11 protein-coding genes are annotated in these 19,825 nt (G+C 61.3%); 3 read left to right on the plus strand and 8 right to left on the minus strand.

Annotated elements, in window-relative coordinates; all coding sequences use genetic code 11:
- Positions 1-34: 34 nt before the first annotated feature.
- The gene (locus tag I7X13_RS11595) at positions 35-3,382 is read left to right on the plus strand and encodes a DUF7948 domain-containing protein (protein ID WP_198075614.1); all 3,348 of its coding nucleotides are present in this window, start codon (positions 35-37) and stop codon (positions 3,380-3,382) included.
- 10 nt (positions 3,383-3,392) lie between these two features.
- On the opposite strand, the gene I7X13_RS11600 is transcribed toward I7X13_RS11595, so the two are convergent.
- From I7X13_RS11600 to I7X13_RS11625, 6 genes are all read right to left on the minus strand, one after another.
- Complete coding sequence (locus tag I7X13_RS11600; RefSeq protein ID WP_198075615.1) at positions 3,393-4,658, minus strand: lipopolysaccharide biosynthesis protein; 1,266 nt, start codon at positions 4,656-4,658, stop codon at positions 3,393-3,395.
- A gap of 85 nt (positions 4,659-4,743) precedes the next feature.
- The gene (locus I7X13_RS11605) at positions 4,744-5,967 is read right to left on the minus strand and encodes a glycosyltransferase (protein WP_198075616.1); all 1,224 of its coding nucleotides are present in this window, start codon (positions 5,965-5,967) and stop codon (positions 4,744-4,746) included.
- A 38-nt stretch (positions 5,968-6,005) separates the two neighbouring features.
- Entirely contained in the window at positions 6,006-6,842 is an 837-nt protein-coding gene (locus tag I7X13_RS11610; RefSeq protein WP_213019065.1) for an ankyrin repeat domain-containing protein, read from the minus strand.
- A gap of 157 nt (positions 6,843-6,999) precedes the next feature.
- Positions 7,000-10,446: a TonB-dependent receptor gene (locus tag I7X13_RS11615; protein WP_198075618.1), complete on the minus strand. Its 3,447-nt coding sequence runs from the start codon at positions 10,444-10,446 to the stop codon at positions 7,000-7,002.
- Between the two features lie 298 nt (positions 10,447-10,744).
- Positions 10,745-12,433, minus strand: coding sequence for a T9SS type A sorting domain-containing protein (locus I7X13_RS11620; protein WP_198075619.1), 1,689 nt, complete (start codon positions 12,431-12,433; stop codon positions 10,745-10,747).
- Between the two features lie 212 nt (positions 12,434-12,645).
- A complete protein-coding gene (locus I7X13_RS11625; RefSeq protein WP_198075620.1) occupies positions 12,646-15,471 on the minus strand; it encodes a TonB-dependent receptor in 2,826 nt (941 codons plus the stop codon).
- A gap of 259 nt (positions 15,472-15,730) precedes the next feature.
- Here I7X13_RS11625 and I7X13_RS11630 point away from each other — a divergent pair, with 259 nt between their 5' ends.
- Entirely contained in the window at positions 15,731-16,630 is a 900-nt protein-coding gene (locus tag I7X13_RS11630) for a YicC/YloC family endoribonuclease (protein ID WP_198075621.1), read from the plus strand.
- Positions 16,631-16,985: 355 nt separating this feature from the next.
- Entirely contained in the window at positions 16,986-17,522 is a 537-nt protein-coding gene (locus I7X13_RS11635; protein ID WP_198069415.1) for a hypothetical protein, read from the plus strand.
- Positions 17,523-17,576: 54 nt separating this feature from the next.
- Here the strand turns inward: I7X13_RS11635 and I7X13_RS11640 are convergent, their stop codons facing one another.
- Together I7X13_RS11640 and gcvH are read right to left on the minus strand one after the other, a co-directional pair.
- The gene (locus tag I7X13_RS11640) at positions 17,577-19,400 is read right to left on the minus strand and encodes a VanZ family protein (protein WP_198075622.1); all 1,824 of its coding nucleotides are present in this window, start codon (positions 19,398-19,400) and stop codon (positions 17,577-17,579) included.
- A gap of 32 nt (positions 19,401-19,432) precedes the next feature.
- The gene (gene gcvH, locus I7X13_RS11645) at positions 19,433-19,813 is read right to left on the minus strand and encodes a glycine cleavage system protein GcvH (RefSeq protein ID WP_198075623.1); all 381 of its coding nucleotides are present in this window, start codon (positions 19,811-19,813) and stop codon (positions 19,433-19,435) included.
- Positions 19,814-19,825 lie beyond the last annotated feature (12 nt).

The raw sequence follows: 19,825 nt of genomic DNA on the forward strand, positions 1-19,825 counted from the left end.
TACTCACCAACACTTTGTTTTTCAATCAGCGCGCATGAAGCAATTGCTACTTCTGGGGTTGGGGCTGCTGTTGGGGCTCAGCGGTTTTGCCCAGACAAATGGGTATGACGAGCACACTACGAGCACGCTGGAGTTCATCGAGAACAAAGGCCAGTGGGATGCCCATGCCCGCTATGCGGCGGCCCTGCCCGGCGGCCGCCTCTTCGCCGAAGCCGATGGCCTGACCTTCGCCCTGCTGGCCGATGACGCGCGGGCGCACCACGGCCGACACGCCCCCGGCGACCAGCCCCCGGCCAGCCAAGCCGTGCGGGGCCACGCCCTCACCCTGCACTTCGAAAACGCTGCTCCTGCCCTGCTCACGGCCGAAACCCCGACCACCGAGCACCGCAGCTACTTCCTCGGGGCCGACTCTAAGCATTGGGCTGCCGATGTGCGTAGCTACCGCGAGCTGCGCTACGCCGGACTGTGGCCCGGCATCGGGGCGCGAGTGTACGAGAGCGCCGACCAGCACCTGGAATACGATTTCACGCTGGCCCCGGGAGCTAATCCCGCCGCCATTGGCCTGCGGCACGACGGGGCCGACGGCCTGACCCTGGACGGCGAGGGCAACCTGCTGGTGAAAACCAGCATCGGCAACCTCACCGAGCGCGCCCCGCAGGCCTGGCAAACCAATGCCGCCGGCCGGCGCCAGGCCGTGGCCTGCCGCTACGTGCTGGCCGGGCGCACCGTCCATTTTGCCCTGGGCCGCTACGACACGTCTCGCCCGCTAACCATCGACCCGATAGTCGTGTTTGCGACTTACACCGGCTCGATAGCAGATAACTGGGGCTTCACCGCGACTTATGACGCGCAAGGCAACCTGTATTCGGGCGGCATCACCTTTGGGGCGGGCTATCCGGCCAGCCCGGGCGCTTTCCAAACCACGTTTGCGGGCCTCATCGACATTGCCATCATCAAGTACAGCACCGGCGTGAGCGGGCCGGCGGCGCGGGTGTGGGCCACCTACATCGGCGGTAGCGGGGCCGATTTTCCGCACAGCCTGGTGGTGAATAGCCAGGGCGAGCTGCTGGTGCTGGGCTCCACGGGCTCCGGCAACTACCCCACCACGGCCGGGGCCATTCAGCGCACCTTCGGCGGCGGCACGGCGGCGCAGCCGTTTGGCAGTTTTGGCCCGCCGTATGACCTGCCCACCGGCTCGGACCTGGTGGTGACCCGCCTGAACGCTAACGCCACGGCCCTGGTGGGCTCCACCTACCTGGGCGGCAGTGGCAACGACGGCGTACTGCCGCTGAATCCCAATCTCTCGCCGTTCATGACCCAAAAACAGCTGGTGCACAACTACGGCGACCCTTTTCGGGGTGATATTCTGGTGGATACGGCCGACAACGTGTACATCGCCTCGCACACGGCTTCGACCGATTTCCCGGTGGCGCGGGGCCTGACGGGCGGCTACCACGGCGGCACTTCCGACGGCGTGGTGTGCAAGCTCGCGCCCAACCTCACGGCCCTGACCTGGGCCAGCTACCTGGGCGGCACCGGGGCCGATGCCGCTTATTCCGTTCAGCTGGAGCCCACCAGCGGCGATGTGTACGTGGCCGGCGGCACCACCAGCACCAATTTTCCGGCCACGGCCGGGGCTTTTCGCACCACTGCTTTTGGCGATGTGGACGGCTTTGCGGTACGTATTGCGGCGGCAGGTACCAGCGTGCTGCGTGCTACCTACGTGGGCACGACTGACTACGACCAGGCCTATTTTCTGCAGGTCGGGACCGATGGTGGGGTGTACTTGCTGGGCCAGACCTTGGGCCAGTTCCCCACCACACCCGGCCTGTTTCACACGGCCAATGGCACGCAGTTCATTCAAAAGCTCGATGCCAACCTAAACCAGAGCCTGCTCACCACCTCCTTCGGCAGCCTCGACCCTGACAATGTGGGCCGGGTGAGCCTCGACCCCACGGCCTTCCTCGTCGACCGCTGCGACCGGGTGTACGTGTGTGGCTGGGGCGGCATGGTGAACGGCCGCTACCTGCCCGATTTCCCAGCTGCCAGCCCCTACCAGGAGGGCAACGGCAGCACCACCCGCCTGCCCCTGACCTCCGACGCGCTTCAGTCCAACACCGATGGCAACGACTTTTACCTGGCGCAGTTTTCGGCCGGCCTTACGTCGCTGAGCTACGGCACCTACTACGGCAACGTAGACCCCAACGCCGAAGGCGAGCACGTGGACGGCGGCACCTCGCGCTTCGACCCGCGTGGCATTGTTTATCAGTCGGTTTGTTCGTGCTTTTCTTACACCGGCTTTCCCATTCCACCCGAAGCGAATACGTATTCGACTACCAACAACAGCGGAACGACCGGTGGGGCGGCCGGCTGCAACAATGCCGCCTTTGTGCTCAATTTCCAGCCCAACATTGCCAACGCTGGCCCGGCGCAGGCGCTGTGCGTCACGAGCGGGCCGGTGCCACTGGTGGGAACCCCGGCGGGCGGCACGTTCACGGGACCGGGCGTGAGCGGCAGTGTAGCCACCGGCTTCATTTTTACGCCGACGCTCGCGCTGGTGGGTGTAAACACCGTGACTTACACGGTGCCAGGCACCGGCCTGTGCACCAGCACCGGCACCCGCCGCATCACGGTGCTGGCCCCGCTCACGGCCGGGGCCGATACCGTGCTGTGCGCCGGCAGTACGCAACCCATTCGGCTGAGTGGCACGCCGGCGGGGGGTATTTTCAGCGGGCCGGGCGTGACGGGCAGCGTGGCGGCGGGCTTCAACTTTACGCTGCCAGCCGGCTTCACGGGCACCGCTACGCTAACGTACACCGTTGCGAGCACCACCTGCTCGGGGGCCAGAACGGCCACCCGGCGCATATCGGTGGCGCCCGTGCCGCTGGTGCAGGCCGGCTGGGAGCCCGTGGCCTGCCCCGAAAACCGTCTGGCTCCGCTTACGCTGCGCTTCACACTGGCTAGCTCCAGTAATTCCTCGACGCCCGCCTTAGTCTGGGAGTTTGGCGATGGCACGCAATCGGCCGAATTGAGCCCCACGCACACCTACACCAACCCCGGTAGCTACCTGCCCCGCCTGCGCCTGCGCTACAACCTGGACCGCTGCGAAACCACGGCAACCACGCCGCCCGTGGAAGTGAAAGAACGCAAGGTGCCCAACATCATCACGCCCAACGGCGATGGCAAGAACCAGACCCTCCAGCTCGGTCCCGGTTGTGCGCCCCGCCTCCAGATATTTTCACGCTGGGGCCAGAAGGTGTTCGAGGCCGCGGCCTACCACGACGAATGGAATGCCGACGGTCAGCCTGATGGTGTTTACTACTACTTAATTACTTACCCCGATGGACAACAATTGAAGGGATGGGTAGAAGTGCGGCGGTAATAAGCGGGAATTAGGTGTGCGGAACCAGCCGTTGCCACAGCCAGCGCACATCGGCCCAGCCCGGCAAAATGTCCACCCAGGTTGCCTCGATGGCCCGCCGGTAGCGCCCCACCAGGTACAGCACGCCCGCCGCGTAGGAAGCCGACATGCTCAGGGCCGCGCCCACAATGCCCAGCTGCGGCACCAGCACCAAGCACGCGGGTACCGTCACGGCCAGCCCCAGCAGCGTAGCGCGGTTGTTGATACCGTATTGGCCCGTGCCGGCGAAGTAGGTACTAGCCTGCATTCCGGCGCCGTTGATGAAAATGCCGGGGGCCAGTGCCATGATTACGCCGTGCGCCGCCCCAAACTCCGGCCCGAAAATGGCGGCTAGCCACCCAGCTGGTACAGCGCCGAGCACCAGCACGGCCACGGCCGTAGCTAGTAGGGTGAGCCGGCTGCCGCGCAGGGCCGCGTGGGTCTGTTCGCGCTTGTCGGGCGCATTTACTAGGGCCACGTACTGGATGAGGGCGGTGCTGCGCGGAATCAGCCAGATGGCTTCGGCCAGCGCCACACCCACCGAGAGAATGCCCAGCGCCCGCGTGTCGGCCAAATACACCACGGCGTAGTAGCTGAAGCGGTAGTTGGCGAAGGCCAGCAGGTTGCTCAGGTGCGCGCCCCGGCTGTGGCGGGCCAGCTCGCGGGCTGCCGCCCGGCGGCGAATGCGCCGGCTGCCCCAGGCATCGGGTAAGCGCAGCAGCAGCGCCGTGCTGATGAGCCAGGGCAGCCCGTAGGCCATGTAGTTGGCGCAGTAATAGGCCTCAATGGAAAGCCAGCGCCACGGCCCAAACGCCACAGCCAGCGCCACAGCCAGCAGCCCGGCTTGCGCGGTGGTGAGCACATTATAGGTCCGCTCCCGCTGCCGCCCCAGCAGCAGAAACACGTTGATAGACAACAGCACCTGCACCAGCGTTACTGCTCCGAGGTGCAGCACATAGGCCAGTCCCACCGGCCGGAGCAGGCCCACAACAGCCGCCCCGCCCAGGCTCACGAGCGCGCCCCAGCCGTAGGCGGGCAGCAGCAGCAGCCACACGTTGCGGCGCGGCACCAGGTATATCAATGACGAGCCGCCCACCAGCCCGGCCAGCAGCGCCAGCCCCGATACATCGGTGACAAACAGGCTGACCTGCCCGCGGCCCGCCGCCCCCAGGTACCGCGCCGTGAGCCAAACTACCGCGAAGCTCAGCCCCGCCGTAAGCACCCGTGCCGCAAAATGCTGGAGAATGCGCTTTATCATACCAAAGAAAGGACTGGCCGAAATGGAAGGCGCATGATGCTAACGAGGCCGGAAAGCCGGCTTTTGTACCGATTCTGTACTTTTATTACTCGTTTAATACTTTTCGATATAATTCCCCAAACGCCCGCCCTACCGCAGCCGGGGCACACCGCGCCGCAGCATCGGCCCGCAGCTGTGCTGCTTCAAAACGAATATTGCCGGTAATCAACTGTTGCAAAGCTATTTCCAGCGCCGCTTCATCATCCGAACTTACCAGCAGACCAAAGGTGTTTTCGGGCTGAAACAGCTCGGGTACACCGCCGGTGCGGGTGGCCACCACCGGGCAGCCGCTGGCCCGCGCCTCCAGCAGCACGCAGCCAAAGGTTTCGGCCCGGCTGAACGATACCAGCGCGGTAGCCTGAGCCATCTCGGCAGCCACGGCCTCGTGCGGCAGCTTGCCCAGAAAATTCACGGTGCTGTCGGTTAGCAGGCCCAGTTCGGAGGCATAGGCGTGTAGCATCTGCTCATCGGGGCCGTAGCCGGCAATGCGCAATTTCAGGCCGGGCCGGGCGGTGCGCAGCCGTGCCACCACCCGCAACACGCCGGAGATGTTCTTCACCTGGTCGTGAAAAGCCGAAACGTGCAGCAGCGTGGGTTGGTGGTTTGGTGGGCTGGTGGACTGGGGGATTGGTTTCTCAGGATGAAAAAGCTCAGTATCCACCACGTTGGCGATGACTACAGAGCGCGGATTCACGAAGCCCAGCGCGGCCATGGCCCGCCGCAGCCCATCCGATACGGTGTGCAGGGCCGCCGCCCGCCGCACCACTGCCCGCGTGAGCACCCGGCGCAGCCATGAAATACCACTCGCCCGCCCGGGCAAATACAGCGTCCAGTGCTCCGTGACGATGAACGGGATGCCGCGCACCGCCCGCAGCGCCCACGCAAATAAGCCCGTGCGCAGCAGCACATGCACGTGCACCAAATCGGGCCGCTGGCCGGCCCAGTGCCGCCGCAGCCGCCGGTAGCCGCGCAGCAGACACCAGAAATACAGCAGCAGCTTCAGCGGCTTATCAACCAAGCCCAGGCCGGTGGGCGCGGCGCGGTAGTAGTAGCGCAGCGTGGGCCACGCGCCGCTGAAATCCTCATCGGCCTCAATCAAACCCGGCAGCGGCCCGCGCGCCACCGCCGCAAACAGCACCGCCACTTCCGCCCCGCCGGGTACGCCCCCACCGTGCGCCGCGATGGCCGCCACGTGCCGCGCCACGAAGTCGCCGTCCTGGTCGTCGTAGCGGTTGGGGTACCACTTGGGAAGGTGGATTATTCTGGGCAATTGGATAATGAATGACGACTTGTTTAGAGCTTCGGCGGCTAGTATTTTTCCAGAAACTCTTTGGAATAACTCTGATAATAGTGCTTGGGCACAGACGCACTCCGGTAATCTATTCCACGCGCTTCCAAATAATGCACTAGCTCCATCTTTTGCATGCATTCTTTGGACTCCAGTGGGTAGACTAAGATTTTCAGCATGTTGCCTATTCGCAGCGTATCGTTTTGCACAGTCACGTTGAAGATACCAGTAAAGTCTGCCTGTTTATCGATGATGAGATAACGACTGATGTCTAGCATTCTTTCACTCAAGGCACTATGCAAAGCTGAGTTATAGCCAATAGCCGTGACGTGGTTAATATCCGCCCCTTTATCAATAAGCAACTTTACGCTTTCCAATCGTGTAGAAGCCGCTGTTATTAAGGGAGTGGTCGTGGCTTTGGTTTTATCCGCTGGCTGAGATTCCAGATTCGGATTAGCCCCATGCTCCAGAAGCAGCTTAACAAACTTAGATGTTTCATAAATGTTAGCGGCCTCAATCAAAGGCGTATGGCCGTACATGAAATCGGCTTGGTTGGGGTCGGCCCCGCTTTCTAATAATGCTTGTGCAGCCCGGTAACAATGCGTGTAAACGGCAAAGAACAAAAGGCTTTGACCAAACTGCGGCTCCTGATAATTCCTCAGCGCCGGAGCAGCAGCCAGCAACCGCTTGATGCGTCCGATTTGCTGGTGTTTAACAGCTTGAGCCAATTTCCAAGCCGGACCATATTCATATAGCCGAACGTCATACCCCAGCAGCTTTTCTGCAGGGCGGTTTTGCGCGGCGGCACTGGAATAAATCAGCGCGCAAATCAGCAGCGCCAGCAACTTATTACACATCCGTTTCAATTCCAGCTTACCATTTTTTCAAAGCAAAGTACGGCCTTGCCTCGCACAAAAACGCGGCCGTTCCACAATGGAACGGCCGCGTTGAGAAAGTGAGCAAAGCCAGAATCAGGCAAACCCTAATTCTTCACTCCTCATTAAGCCAAAGGCGTTAGAACGAGTAGCGCATGCCCAGCTGGCCCTGCCAGCGCGAGGCCAGCTGGTCGATGGAATAAGTAGCCGGCGCGCCGTAGGTGAAGGCCGGGCGGTTGAACGAGGTGGCGTTGTAACTGGTCGAAATGGTGCCGGCGGCATCGGCATAGCCCACTTGCGTGAGGCCGGTGCCCAGCGTCGAGTTGAAGGTATTGGGTACGAAGTACTGACGGCCCCAGCTGCTGTTCAGGAAGTTGCCGAAGTTGATGATGTCCAGCGACACCTGGATGGTGTGGGCTTTGGGCACGATGCCGGCGGCATTAGCCTCCAGGCTGCCAAGCTTCACGTCCAACATCAGGCGCACGTCGGCCTGGTTGTTCCAGGGGGTGCGGCCGGCGTTGCGCTCGGTGTACTGGCCGCGGCGGGTTTTCAGGTAGCTGTCGTTATCCACGAAGCTGTTGAAGGCGGCGCTTTGGGCGCCGGAGGCATCCACACCGTAGCCATTGGGGTTGGTGACGGGCACCGGCGCAACGGCGCCTTTGGTCACAAACACGATATCAGACGCCGAAGTCGGGATGTAGGCCAGCTGCACGTTCTGCTGGCCGTTGCCGAAGAAGTTGTTGTTGTAGACCCAGGTGTAGGGCGAGCCGCTGGCATACGTCAGCACCGAAGTGAAGTAGCCGGTGAAGCGCTGGGCGAAGGTTTTGTGTAGGTTGAGGGATGCCACGACGCGGTGGCGCAGGTCGAAGTTGGAGTAGGCCAGGGCGGGGTTGTTCACATTCAGGGCCGGGTTCAGCTCCCAGTTGCTCTGGGGCGAGTTGCGGATGCCGTTGCTGATGTCCTTGCTCTGACCGTAGGTGTAGGCCACCGAAGCATCTACCAGGTTATTGATGGTCTGGCCCACCGAGCCGGTGAGCTGGTAACGGTAGCCCTTCTGGGTGTTGGTGAGGAAGAAGGCGTTCGAGAAGCCCGAATTCACCTTGCCGCTGGCGTACACCGGGCTCTGCGTGGGGCCGTTGGCCAGGTAAGTCACGTTGTCGTTCAGGTTGATGTTCTCAAACTGCACGTCCTGCAAGGTCTTGGTGTAGAGGCCTTCCACCGAGAAGCGGGTGCCGGTTTTCAGCTTGAAATCGAAGGCCAGCGACGAGCGCCACACCTGCGGCATCTTGAAGTTGTTGTCCACCAGGTTTACTTCGGTGGGGCTGCCCTTCAGGTTGTTGGGGTTGTAGTTGGCGATGGGCAGCTGGCCGTAGATATTGTTCGGATTCGTATTCAGGTAGATGGTTTTAACACCCGTGTTGCCCGACGATTGAATGCCCTTGCCATCGGTGCCGTTGTAGTCTACCGAGTTGAAGTTCACGCCGTTGTTGTAATAAGCGTAGCCAAACCAGGCAAACGGCACACGGCCGGTAAAGATGCCCGAGCCGCCACGAATCACAAACGACTGGTCGCCCTTCACGTCGTAGTTGAAGCCCAGGCGGGGTGAGAACTGCACCTGGCCCAGGTAGTTGTTGTTCAGGTCGGCCCAGGGCGTGTGCGAGTAGGTCTGGTTCAAGGTTTTGGCGTCGTTTTGCGGGTTGTTCACCAGGGCCGTATTCAGGGACGGCTTGGTGGGCAGCGAGGCGATGTCGAAGCGGACGCCGGGCGTGATTTTCAGGCGGTCGGTCACGTTCCACTCGTCCTGCAGGTAAGCGCTGTAGAAGTTGATGTTGAAAGCCGCCGAGGGGTTGTTGTAGTTGTACTGGTAGGAGTTGTCGCCCACCGTGCCGTTGTTGTAAGTGCCCCGAATGCGGTTCGGCTTATCGGCCAGGAAGTCGTTGACGCTGTTGTACTCGATGCGGCCGTTCCAGGAGTTGATGAAACCGTAGTCGATGTGGTAGAACTCGTTGTGCGTGCCCAGCGTGAGGGCGTGCGCGCCCACGTAGTACGTGAAGTTGTCGGTGAGCTCAAACGTCTTCTGGCGGGTGTTGAAAATGCTGGCCTCACGGTCGGAACCGAGCAGAATCTGGTTCGAGCCCGAGTAGTAGTCAGACGCGCCCGGCCCTTTGCCTACCGACGTGCCCACGTTGTTAATCTGCACGGCCGGAAACAGGTTGGCCTGGCCGCCCAGCAGGTCGCGGTAGTCGTGAATGTTGGTGTAGCCTAGAATCAGGTTGTTGGCAAACTTGCTGCTGAAGTTGCTTTTCGCTTCCAGCACCGTCGAGTTTTGCACGTTGTGCTGGGTGAAATCCTGCGAGCCAAACTTGAACAAGCTGCCCGACCGTTCCAGGTTGGTAGCTTCCGAGGTGATGTAGTTGTGGCGCAGTGCAATGCTGGTTTTATCGTTCAGGTTGAAGTCGATACGACCGAAAATCTTGTTGCTGTTCGCGTGGATGTTGTAGTTGCCGTACTCGCCCACGTTGTAGCTGGCGGTGCCCAGCGAGCCGTCGGCGTTTTTCACCGTGTAGTTGCTCAGCTTGCCGGCAATGGCCTGGGCCAAATCCGTGGTCACCGGCGAGCCGGGCGTGCCGGCGGCGTAGAACTGCGGCTCGGTGCGGCGGGCAATTTCGGCGTTGGTGAAGAAGAACAGCTTGTTCTTAACAATGGGGCCGCCCACCCGGAAACCGGTCTGGTAGTCGTGGTAGGCCGAGCCGATTTTCGATTCGTTGCCGTCGATACTGCGGCCGGTCACGCCCTGGTTGCGGCCGTAGCCGTACACCGAGCCCGTGAATTCGTTGGTGCCGGAGCGCGTCACGGCGTTAATCGAGCCGCCGGTGAAGTTGCCCAGCTTTACATCGTAAGGCGCCACCGAGGCCTGGATTTCCTGAATGGCATCGAGCGAAATGGGGTTGGCGCGGGCTGAGCCGCCGGGCAGGCCGCTGCTGCCACTCTGCCCGCCCAGCGAGGGCGAAAAACCAATGGCGTCGTTGTTCACGGCGCCATCCAGGGTAATGTTGTTGTAGCGAAACGAGCTGCCCGCGAAGGAGTTATTCGAGTTGCGTGGGTCCAGCCGCGTGAAGTCGGTGATGCTGCGCGAGATGGTGGGCAGCTGCTGAATGGCGGCGCTGCCCACGTTGGTGCCGGCGCCGGTTTTGGTGGCCTGGGTGTTGCCCACCACCACTACTTCGTTCAGGGCCTGGGCTTCGGCCGCCAGCACAAAGTTGAGGCGGGTGGTGTTGCCCAGCGTCAGGTACACGTTGCTGACGGTCTGTTCCTTGTAGCCTACGTAGGTTACGGTTACCTCGTAGGGGCCGCCAGGAGCCAGGTTCGGAATGGTGAAGCGGCCGTCGGGCTCGGTGCCGGTGCCGCGCTTGGTGCCGGTGGGCAGGTTGGTGGCCACCACGGTCACGCCAATGAGGTCTTCGCCCTTGTCGGAAGTCACTTTTCCGCTCAGTGCGGACGTTGTTACCTGCGCCGAAGCCAGGTGTTGAATGACCAGAAAAAGCAAGCTGAAACAAGCAGCTCGCACTCCAATAACATACTTCATGATGAAGGGGGAATGTTTGAGCCACAAAGTTCCGGCGGTATCCAAGGGGGTAACATGAAGATTGATTCATGAAATTGTTACGCCTCAGACTGGTTCGTAACAATAAGGCAACAACCAACGCCGCTTCCGCTCAGCAAAAAAGCCTGCCCCACAAATGGAACAGGCTTTTAACTCAGGAATAATATTACCTAAACAGCACATATATAACGTATTTAATTATCATCTTGTCATTCCGACGCAGGAGAAACCTAGGTAAAACCGTTGACCAGATTCCTCCTGCGTTGGAGTGACACTTGGACTATTGCGCCACCACGAAGCGGACCGACTGCGTGGTCTCGGCGGTTGCTACTGTGGCCATGTACAGGCCGGGCTTCAGGCCGGCGGGCAGGGCGATGAGCTGCGGGCCGGCGGCCAGCTTCTGGCCGGCCGCTACCGTGGCCACCAGGCGGCCAGTGGCATCCAGCACGCGCACCGTGGCGGTGGTGGCCGTGGCTACCGTGAAGGAGAGCTTGCCCGCGCCGGCTACCGGGTTGGGGTATATGCCCAGCTCCAGCGACTTATTAGCGGGCGCTTTGGCGGCCAGGGTCTGGCCGGCCAGGTTGTAGCAGGTAATCTGTGGGTTGAAGTTGGTCCAGCCGGCGGTCCAGTCGGCGTTAGGCGTGCCAGCCGGGGCGAAGGCGCCGCGATAGGTCACGGGCGTGAAGAAGGCATTGCTCAGCTTGGCATCGGTGAAGGAAGCGCCGCTGCCCAGCGGGGAAGTAGCCGCCGGCACGAAGCCGGGAGCCGTGAGGTTGAAGTTGTTGGCGTTCAGGCTCAGCGAAGCCACCGTGGAGGTGGTGTCGTTGTTGGCGCCCAGAAACTGCTTCACGTTGTAGGTGCTGCCGTTTACGCGGGTAGCCACGGCGTTGCGGGCGAAGCCGGCAAACACGTTGTTTTTCAGGGCCAGCGTGCCGGCAGCGGCGTTCACGGCCGAGTTGGTGGCCGAGAAGGGCGCGGTGCCTTCGTCGAGCAGCAGGCCCACGGGGTAGCCGGCCACCACCGAGTTGAAAATGCTCAGCGCCGAGTTGCGGCGGATGTGCATGGCGCGCTTGTAGTTGGTGTTGAGCGTGCCGCTGGTGGGGGCCACGAAGTTGCTCATGTTCGAGAAGATGGCAGAGGTCTGGGGCGAGTTGTTCGAGCCATTAGCGTCGTTGTCGCTTTCGAAGGCGTTGGAGCCAGAGGCGTCGGCCACGTTGGGGTCGCGCAGGCTCACGCCAAACTGCACCTTGCCGTGGAAACCGTTGTCGGTATCCCACTCGTCATCGATGCCGCGGAAAGCAATGAGGTACTTGGCGTTCACCGCGCCGCCAAACCACTCGTAGGAGTCGTCGCCGGAGTACGACACCTGGATGTGGTCGATGGTGGTGCCGGCCCCTACCCCACCCAGCGTCAAGCCGTTGATTTCGTTATCGGTGGTGAAGGCCACGCCCGGGAATTCGATGCGGACGTACTGCAGCGTGCCCGAGTTGTCGTTGTCGTCGTTGCCGCCGAAGTAGGTATCGGGGGTGAGGCCGCCTTCAATTTTGGGCAGCGGCTGGGCGGCCGTGCCGGGAATGTTCTGGGTGGCGCGGCCCAGGATAATCAGCCCGCCCCAGTCGCCCCGCGCCCGCGAGCCGGCCGGCTGGTTCGAGGTGAACACAATGGGCTGAGTGGCCGTGCCGCGGGCATCAATGCGCGCACCCTGCTTGATGGTGAGCGTGCCCTTCGAAGCCTGGTCGCCCTTGATGATGGTGCCCGGCTGGATGGTGAGCGTCGCGCCTGCTTCCACAAACACGAAGCCTTGCAGCAGGTAAATGTTGTTGTTGGTCCAGGTGGTATTGGCCGTGATGCTGCCCGACACTACGATGGGCGTAGGGGCGGCGGGGCAGGTGGTTTGGGCCAGGGCCTGTGGGGCAGCAGCTGCTACCGCAGCCAGGGCCATCAGGGCAGAGAGTACAATCTTTTTCATAGGTATCGGGGTAAATTGGCGCGTGATAAAGCAGTGGTGATTACCGGTGCAAAGGTCTGGTCAGCAGCCCTCCAACCGGCTCCATTCAGGGTTACCATTGGGTTAGAGCCGTGTTATCATATCGTGTTGCTGATGCCTGATAGCAGCTAATAAAAAAGCCCACCATGCGGGGCGCACGGCGGGCTTTGTAAGCAGGCGAAATGTGGAATGGGTTAAAACTTATACGTGAGGCCGGCCGTGGAATACTGCCCCCGGCGGAAGCGCCCGAACGCGCCCCGGTCGGCACTCGTGATACCACCACTCCGGTCCGAATCGTAGTACTGGCGGGTGTACTGGTTCAGCAAATCCTGAATGCCGAGGCGCAGGTCGAGGTGCCGGCCGATGCCCTTGGTCACAGCCAGGTCGATGACGTGGCGCGGCATCTCGAATACCGAAAAGTTCTGGCTGTTGCTGCTGGCAAACAGGATGCGCGGCCCAATCACGTTGTACTGCGCCGACACCTGCCAGCGCCGCTCATCGTCCTGGTAGAAAATACCGGTGTTCACCACGTAGGGAGACTGGCCCTGCAGCGGCCGGTTATTGTCTACCGACTTGTCGTCGCCGCTCACCAGCGTCACCCGGCTTTTCACCACCGAGGCATTGAGCACGAAGGAGATGTGCCGCAGGAAAGTATTTTCGGTGAGGTCGACCAAGCCTTTGCGAGCCTCCACTTCCACGCCCACATCGTAGGCGCTGGCGGCGTTGCGGTAGCCCAGGTCCAGCGTCGAGCCGTTGGTGATGTTGGTAACCTGCTCGATGGCATCGGTGAAGTGCTTGTAGAACACGCCCACCGACAGCATTTCCGACTTCGAGGGGTAGAATTCGTAGCGCAGGTCGGCGTTATAGATTTTGGCCGTGCGCAGCGTGTCGTTGCCCTTGATGTTGGCGTTGTTGGTGAAATCGTAGTACGAGTAGTTGGCGATTTCGCGGAACTCCGGACGGTTCACCGTCTGGCTGGCAGCCAGGCGCAACAGGCTGCGGTCGTTGAAGTTATACGTAGCATTCAGCGAAGGCAGCAGGAAGTAGCGCTTCTCCTCATAGGCCGGCGTGAGCGGGCTGCCCGAGCGCAGAAACTTGCGGTTATACTCCAGCCGCACGCCCCCGGAAATATTGAGCCTGTCCGAAATCGGGGCCACGGCGCTCAGGTAGCCGGCCACCAGCGTGTTGTCGGCGCGGTAGCTGTCGTTGTCGCTGGTGCCTTCCTTCAGCACGAAGCCGGTTTTGGGGTCGAGGTTTTGGGGCGCAAAAATCTTGTCGATGGACAGCGTATCGAGGCCGTAGTTATGGAATTCCTCGTTGCCGGGCACGTAGGAGAAAAAGCGGCTGGCGTAGTTGCGCTCCTTATATTCGGTGTAGAAGCCCGCGCGCAGCTTGTACTGGTTGGCCCGCGTCGAGTCGCGGCCCGGCAGGCGCTGCTCCCACTGGCCGCTGGCCATGTAGGTGTTTTCCTTGAGCTTCGAGAAATAGGTGGAATTGTCCTGCTGTGAGCCCACCTGACTAATTTCCACCCGAAACGGCTTCTGCGGCTCGCCGGGGTTGGGCACGTCGCGGCCGGTGCGGAAGCGGCGGTAGTCGGGCTCGTCGCGGAACACGTAGTTGTAGCCCGTGGCCCAGGTCACGGTGGCATTGTTGGCCGCGCCTACGTCGTGGCTGCCGCCCAGCTGCCCCGAGTAGATGGTGCGGCTCTGGTAGTGCAGGGCGTAATTGTCGCGCTCGCGGCCGTTGCCGCCCTGCGCGTAGTCCGTGCCCGTGCGGTGCACTACTTCGTCGGTCCCGTACTGATTCAGGAAGTTGCGGAAGTCGATGCGGTTGTGGTCGTTCAGGCGGGCCTGCCAGTTATGAATTACGCCCAGGCGGCTAGCCGAGAGCGAACGTAAGTCGTTGTAGTTGTAGATATAAGAGCCGCTGCCGGTTTCCAGGCGCTGGCGGAGCACGTTGTACTGCTCGTGCGTATTCGAGTACGAAGCCGCCGTCACATTGCTCACGTACACGCGGCCTATTTCAAACTTGCGCGTGAGGCCCAGCGAGGCGCGCAAATCGGGCATGGCCGTCGTCAGCGTGGGTTTCCACTCGTTGCGCAGCCCGCCGATGGCCTGCTGCAGCTGCTCACGGTTCAGCGGGGCGTTGCTGTCGTAGGGCTGGTCGCCGATGGAGCCGGGCACCTTGCGCAAGCCATTATCGAAGCCCAGCCAGTCGGTGGGGCTGCGCGAGCTTTGCTGGTAGCCATTCTGGAACGTGGTGCCCGCCCGGCCCCAGCCCGATACGGTGAAGTTGGTCGTGTTCTCCAGCACCGAGTTCTTGGTGTACACCTTCACCACGCCGCCGCCAAACTCGCCCGGCAGCTCCGGCGCGCCCGACTTAAAAATCAGCACCCTGTCAATCACCGAACTGGGCAGAATGTCAAAGGAAAACGAACGGGTATCCACCTCCGCCGAGGGCGTGAGGGCGTCGTTCAGCAGCACCGTGTTGTACCGCTCGGCCAGGCCGCGAATCACGATGAAATTGTTGTTCTGAATCGTCACGCCCGGAATGCGCTTCACCACCTCGGCCGCGTCGCGGTCCAGAGTTTTCACAATCTGGTCGTTGCTCATGCCGCTCACCACTACCTCGCTTTTTTTGAGGTCCTGAATCATGGCCACTTCGGTACCGGTCTGCTTCACGCCGGTCACGGTCACCTCGGTCAGGCTGGTGGCACTTTCCTCCATCGTGCCGTTCAGGGTGGTGGTTGCGCCGCTTTTGATGGTGATGCCAGCAAAGGTGAGCGGCTTGTAGCCCACGTAGGTCATCGTGATGTTGTAGGTGCCCGCCTCCAGCGGCAGGGTGTAGCTGCCGTCCACGTTCACGGGGGCGGCCAAGGTGGTGCCCGTCACCAGCACCGTGGCTCCGATTACGCCTTCACTAGTCTTCTTGTCGGTCACTTTGCCGGCCAGCGTGCCCGGCTGCGCAAAAGCTAACCCACTCGCAAACAACCACAAAAACCCGAGTAGATAATACCGCATACACTTCATGTTGGTTAGATGAAGCAAAATTACCGGGGCCTTATTACGGCATCGTAGCCCGCATATTGTCCTATTGTTACGGCCTGATTTCAGGGCTTTGTGGGCCGTCGGGAGCTACTACTTTTGCGGCCTTTTTCGCCTTTTTGAAAGGCAAAAAGCCCCGCGGCTCTACACCCGCCGCGCATGCCGTTTCTTTGCAGCCGCAACCACCGGCCGTGCCTTGTGGCCTTGTTTCCCGCTCACCGCTATTCTCTTTCGGATGCTCCTCTCCATGACCGGCTACGGCCAGGCCCACCGCGAAACCGACGCCTACTCTGCCACCCTCGAAGTCAAGTCGCTCAACTCCAAAACCCTCGACCTGACCCTGCGCCTGCCCCGCTTTCTGCTGTCGCACGAGCTCGAAATCCGCAACACAGTGGCCAAAGCCCTGCTGCGCGGCAAAGTCAACCTCAACCTCGATTTTGTGCGCCCCGCTACCGCTCGCGCCGCCGCCACTCTCAATCGCGAAGCCCTGGTGGCCGCCTACCACGAGCTGCAGGCCGTGGCCGACAGCCTGGGCCTGCCCACCGGCGAGGAAACCCTGTTGGCTGCCCTACGCCTGCCCGGTGTCATCCCCAGCGCCAGCGAGGTACGCGACGCCGAGCCGGTGGCCGAAGACGTGACCTGGGCTGAGCTCCAGCCGCTGCTGATGCAGGCGCTAGCCGCCATGCAGCAGTTTCGGCAAGATGAGGGCCACACCCTTACCGCCGAAATCATGGGCTACATCGCCACCATCCGGCAGCAGCTGGCCGCCGTAGAGCAGCACGACCCCGCCCGCATCGAGCACGTGCGCCAGCGCCTGGCCGGCCACCTGGCCGAGCTTACCAGCCACGAGCAGTTCAATGCCACCCGCTTCGAGCAGGAAGTACTGTACTATATTGAAAAGCTGGACATTGCCGAAGAGAAAGTACGCCTCGCCGCTCACCTCGCCTACTTTGAGCAGGCCGTGCTGCAGCCCGACGAGGCCGTGGGCAAAAAGCTCGGCTTCCTGGCCCAGGAAATTGGCCGCGAAATAAATACCATCGGCTCCAAGGCCAACGATGCCACCGTGCAGCATTTAGTGGTGGGCATGAAGGAGGAGCTGGAAAAAATAAAAGAGCAGCTGAATAATATTCTTTAAACCGACCCGGGCGTTTAAGTCTGTCATGTTGGTCTTAGCGGGCTCATCGTTCGCCCAGCAAAAGGTTCAATTGACCGAAAATACACCCGCCGAATTGGACTATACCATTTATTTTTGAAATCTGATAATGACCCTTTTACAACGTGGCCGGAAAGTTGCGTAGGCACAGCATCTGAGCCACAATGCCTTCAACCGCTCGATTTCTAGGCGTTTATTGTTAACTTTATTATCGACCCAACCGTTATTTAAAAAAAAATGACAATATTTGTTCGTTCAAAGTTGGATATTTGATTATTGTATCTAACTTGGGTTTACAAATAGGCAGTTAGTTACCAACCCCTTATCCCCCATTAGTATGAAATCTACACTTTTACTCTGTATTCTGGGACTTTTACTAACGGCTGCGCGTCCCGCATCTGAAATTGAACTTGTCAAGAAGCGGGTGCTCAGCGAGCGGGTTGAAATCCTCATTCCCAAGGGCTTTGAGGTAATGACCGAGCAGCAGATGGACTTCGCCTACGCCAAAGCCCAGAGCCGCCCGAGCGTAATCTTCACCAATAACAACCTCATCAGCCTCGCCTTCAACTACAGCGACAACGACGCCGACCAGGACATGGTGGACGTGTACTCCGCTTCGTTTGGCAAGACTTATCACAAGCAATACAAGGACGCCACCTGGTTCGGTGATGGTGTGAAAAACATCAACAACCGCAAGGTGGGCTACCTCGAATTCATGAAGCCCGAAATGGGCCACGAGGTATATACGCTGGTGTTCTTCACCGACGTGGAGGGCAAGCTGATGATTTGCACTTTTAACTGTGCTGACCGTCAGAAGCCCGAGTGGGAGCCCATCGCCAAGCAAATCATGCTTTCGCTGAAAGCAAAAGGTTAATATCCCTGCAAATCAGTACCGTAGTCGGTGGTTGAACGTGAGTTCGGCCACCGACTATTTTTTTGCTGCCGGGACCGCGCCTTCTTCGTTCAGAAAGTCGCGCACCAGTCCAAACGCACCAGCAAAACCGGCCAGCGACAGGGCTTTGGGCTGGTCGTTCACGTCGTGGTAGGCGGCGCTGCCGCCACGCGTATACATGAAAAACGCCGGCACTTTCGCTTCGGAGAAGGGAAAGTGGTCGGAGTTGGCGGCGCGGCCGCGGGCACCCAAGGCGGGCAAGTAATGATGGGCCTCGTTGATGGCTACCAAACGGCGGTAAGGTGCTTCCAGCAGCTTGCCATTGACGACGGTAGCGCCCTGCTCGCCAGTGCCCAGCAGGTCGAGGTTGAACAGGAACTTGATGCTTTTGAGCGGCACCAGCGGGTGCGCCACGAAGTAGCTGGAGCCCAGCAGCCCAGCTTCTTCGCCCCCGAAAAGCAGAAAGACTACGGAGTAGGCCGGGCGGTTTTCGGGCTTGGCGTAGTGGGCGGCCAGCTCCAGAAGCAGGGCCACGCCGCTGGCGTTGTCGTTGGCGCCCGGGAAATACACGTCCTTGCCCATCATGCCGAGGTGGTCGTAGTGGGCTGACACAATGAGGAAGGAATCGGGTCGGATGGAGCCGCGCACCACGGCGGCCAGATTCTGGGTCGGGTAGTTGTGCTGAAGCTGAGCTTCGACGCGCACGGTACTCCACACGGTGCGGCCTTGGGGCGCGCCGGTGGCAGTATCGCCGAAAATGGCTTTATCGAGCCACATGGGCACCTTTTCGGCCAGCACTTCCACGCGGGGCTGCGGCATTTGCTCGGCGGCCAGCGAGGCGGTGAGCTTGGGCACCACCGTTATCCAGGCGGCGGCGGAGTTCAGGCGCTGGCGCAGGGCAGCGGGCAGCGTGGGCAGGCGGTTGGCATCGGCGGCGCGCAGCAGCAGGATGCGGCCAGCCCACTGCGTGCGCAGGTAGCGGGCCTGCACCGAGGCTTTGGTGAACACCAGCGTATCGAGCAGCAGGAGGCGGCCCTTGGCAGTGCCGGTGCCCGAGTTTGGCGCGGCGATGCAGGCGGTGCCGGCCTTCCAGCTGGTCATCTTGCCGGCGGGGCCATCGGCTTTAATGGAAGCGCTTACGCGGCCCGGAAACGTGTTTACATCCAGTGTGAAGAGCTGCGTGTAGTTGGGGGCCAGGGGCGCTAGCTTGAGTTGAGCCAGCTGCTCGCGCAGGTAGGCGGCGGCAAGGTGTTCGCCCTGCTTCACGTAGCCGCGGCCGTACATGCTGGGGGCGGCCAGGGCTTTGATGGTGCGGCGGGCGCGGGCCCGAATCAGCAACGCATTCTGCGCCCGTCCGGGCAGCGGAGCGGCGCTGAGCGTGGCAGCAGCGGCTAACACCAGCCACGGCCCGCTGGCCAGCGGCCGGACGCGGCGGCTTGCTTGGCGGGCCGTCCAGGCGGCGGCTACGCCCACGGCCAGCGCCGCGCCAATGCCGTCGCTCAATAAGTCCGACCAATCGCCGTGGCGGCCCAGCTTCATGGTCATTTGCAACACTTCGATGATGGCTCCGAACAGGATGCTGCCGGCCAGCACGGCCCAGCCGGTGTGGCGGGCCAGCACGGGCCAGCGGTTCTGCCGGTGCAGCGAGAACCAGCTTAGCCCCGCCAAAACCAGAAACACGCCCGCGTGGGCAGCTGTGTCGAATGACAGCAGCTCCCACACGGGCGTGCGCGGCATTTCATCAGAAGGGGTAAGGGTAAGAACCAGCACCACGGCGGCCCACAGCAGCGGCAAAGCGGCGTAGGGGCGGCGGGAACGGGGTAGCGGGGGTGTTGGCTTGGATTGGACGAAATCAGGCATCGCGGCGCACAAGCCAAAGCCGTGCTAGTTTTTTAGGCACCCACCAGCTCGCCGTAGGCTTCGGCGCTGAGCAGTCCGCTCAATTCCTCGGGCTTGGCGATGGAGATTTTCACCATCCAACCGTCGCCGTAGGGGTCCGAGTTCACGGTTTCGGGGGCGTCGGCCAGCTTTTCGTTCACTTCGAGCACGGTGCCGGTGATGGGGCTGAACAGGTCCGAGACCGTCTTTACGGCTTCCACAGTGCCGAATACTTCGTGCTGGGCCACGTCCTTGTCAAGCGTGTCGATGTCGACGTACACGATGTCGCCCAGCTCTTTCTGCGCGTGGTCGGTGATGCCCACGTAGGCAACATCGCCTTCAACGCGAATCCATTCGTGGTCCTTGGTGTAGTGCAGGGTGGCGGGCAGGTTCATAAGATGGTGGGT

This window comes from Hymenobacter negativus (assembly GCF_016056375.1).
Taxonomy (GTDB): domain Bacteria; phylum Bacteroidota; class Bacteroidia; order Cytophagales; family Hymenobacteraceae; genus Hymenobacter; species Hymenobacter negativus_A.

Bases quoted from the DNA above. Each gene is read 5' to 3' on its own strand.
- I7X13_RS11600 (WP_198075615.1), bottom strand. From the start codon at position 4,658: ATGATAAAGCGCATTCTCCAGCATTTTGCGGCACGGGTGCTTACGGCG.
- I7X13_RS11610 (WP_213019065.1), bottom strand. From the start codon at position 6,842: ATGTGTAATAAGTTGCTGGCGCTGCTGATTTGCGCGCTGATTTATTCC.
- I7X13_RS11625 (WP_198075620.1), bottom strand. From the start codon at position 15,471: ATGCGGTATTATCTACTCGGGTTTTTGTGGTTGTTTGCGAGTGGGTTA.
- I7X13_RS11635 (WP_198069415.1), top strand. From the start codon at position 16,986: ATGAAATCTACACTTTTACTCTGTATTCTGGGACTTTTACTAACGGCT.
- gcvH (WP_198075623.1), bottom strand. From the start codon at position 19,813: ATGAACCTGCCCGCCACCCTGCACTACACCAAGGACCACGAATGGATT.
- I7X13_RS11640 (WP_198075622.1), bottom strand. From the start codon at position 19,400: ATGCCTGATTTCGTCCAATCCAAGCCAACACCCCCGCTACCCCGTTCC.
- I7X13_RS11630 (WP_198075621.1), top strand. From the start codon at position 15,731: ATGCTCCTCTCCATGACCGGCTACGGCCAGGCCCACCGCGAAACCGAC.
- I7X13_RS11620 (WP_198075619.1), bottom strand. From the start codon at position 12,433: ATGAAAAAGATTGTACTCTCTGCCCTGATGGCCCTGGCTGCGGTAGCA.
- I7X13_RS11615 (WP_198075618.1), bottom strand. From the start codon at position 10,446: ATGAAGTATGTTATTGGAGTGCGAGCTGCTTGTTTCAGCTTGCTTTTT.
- I7X13_RS11595 (WP_198075614.1), top strand. From the start codon at position 35: ATGAAGCAATTGCTACTTCTGGGGTTGGGGCTGCTGTTGGGGCTCAGC.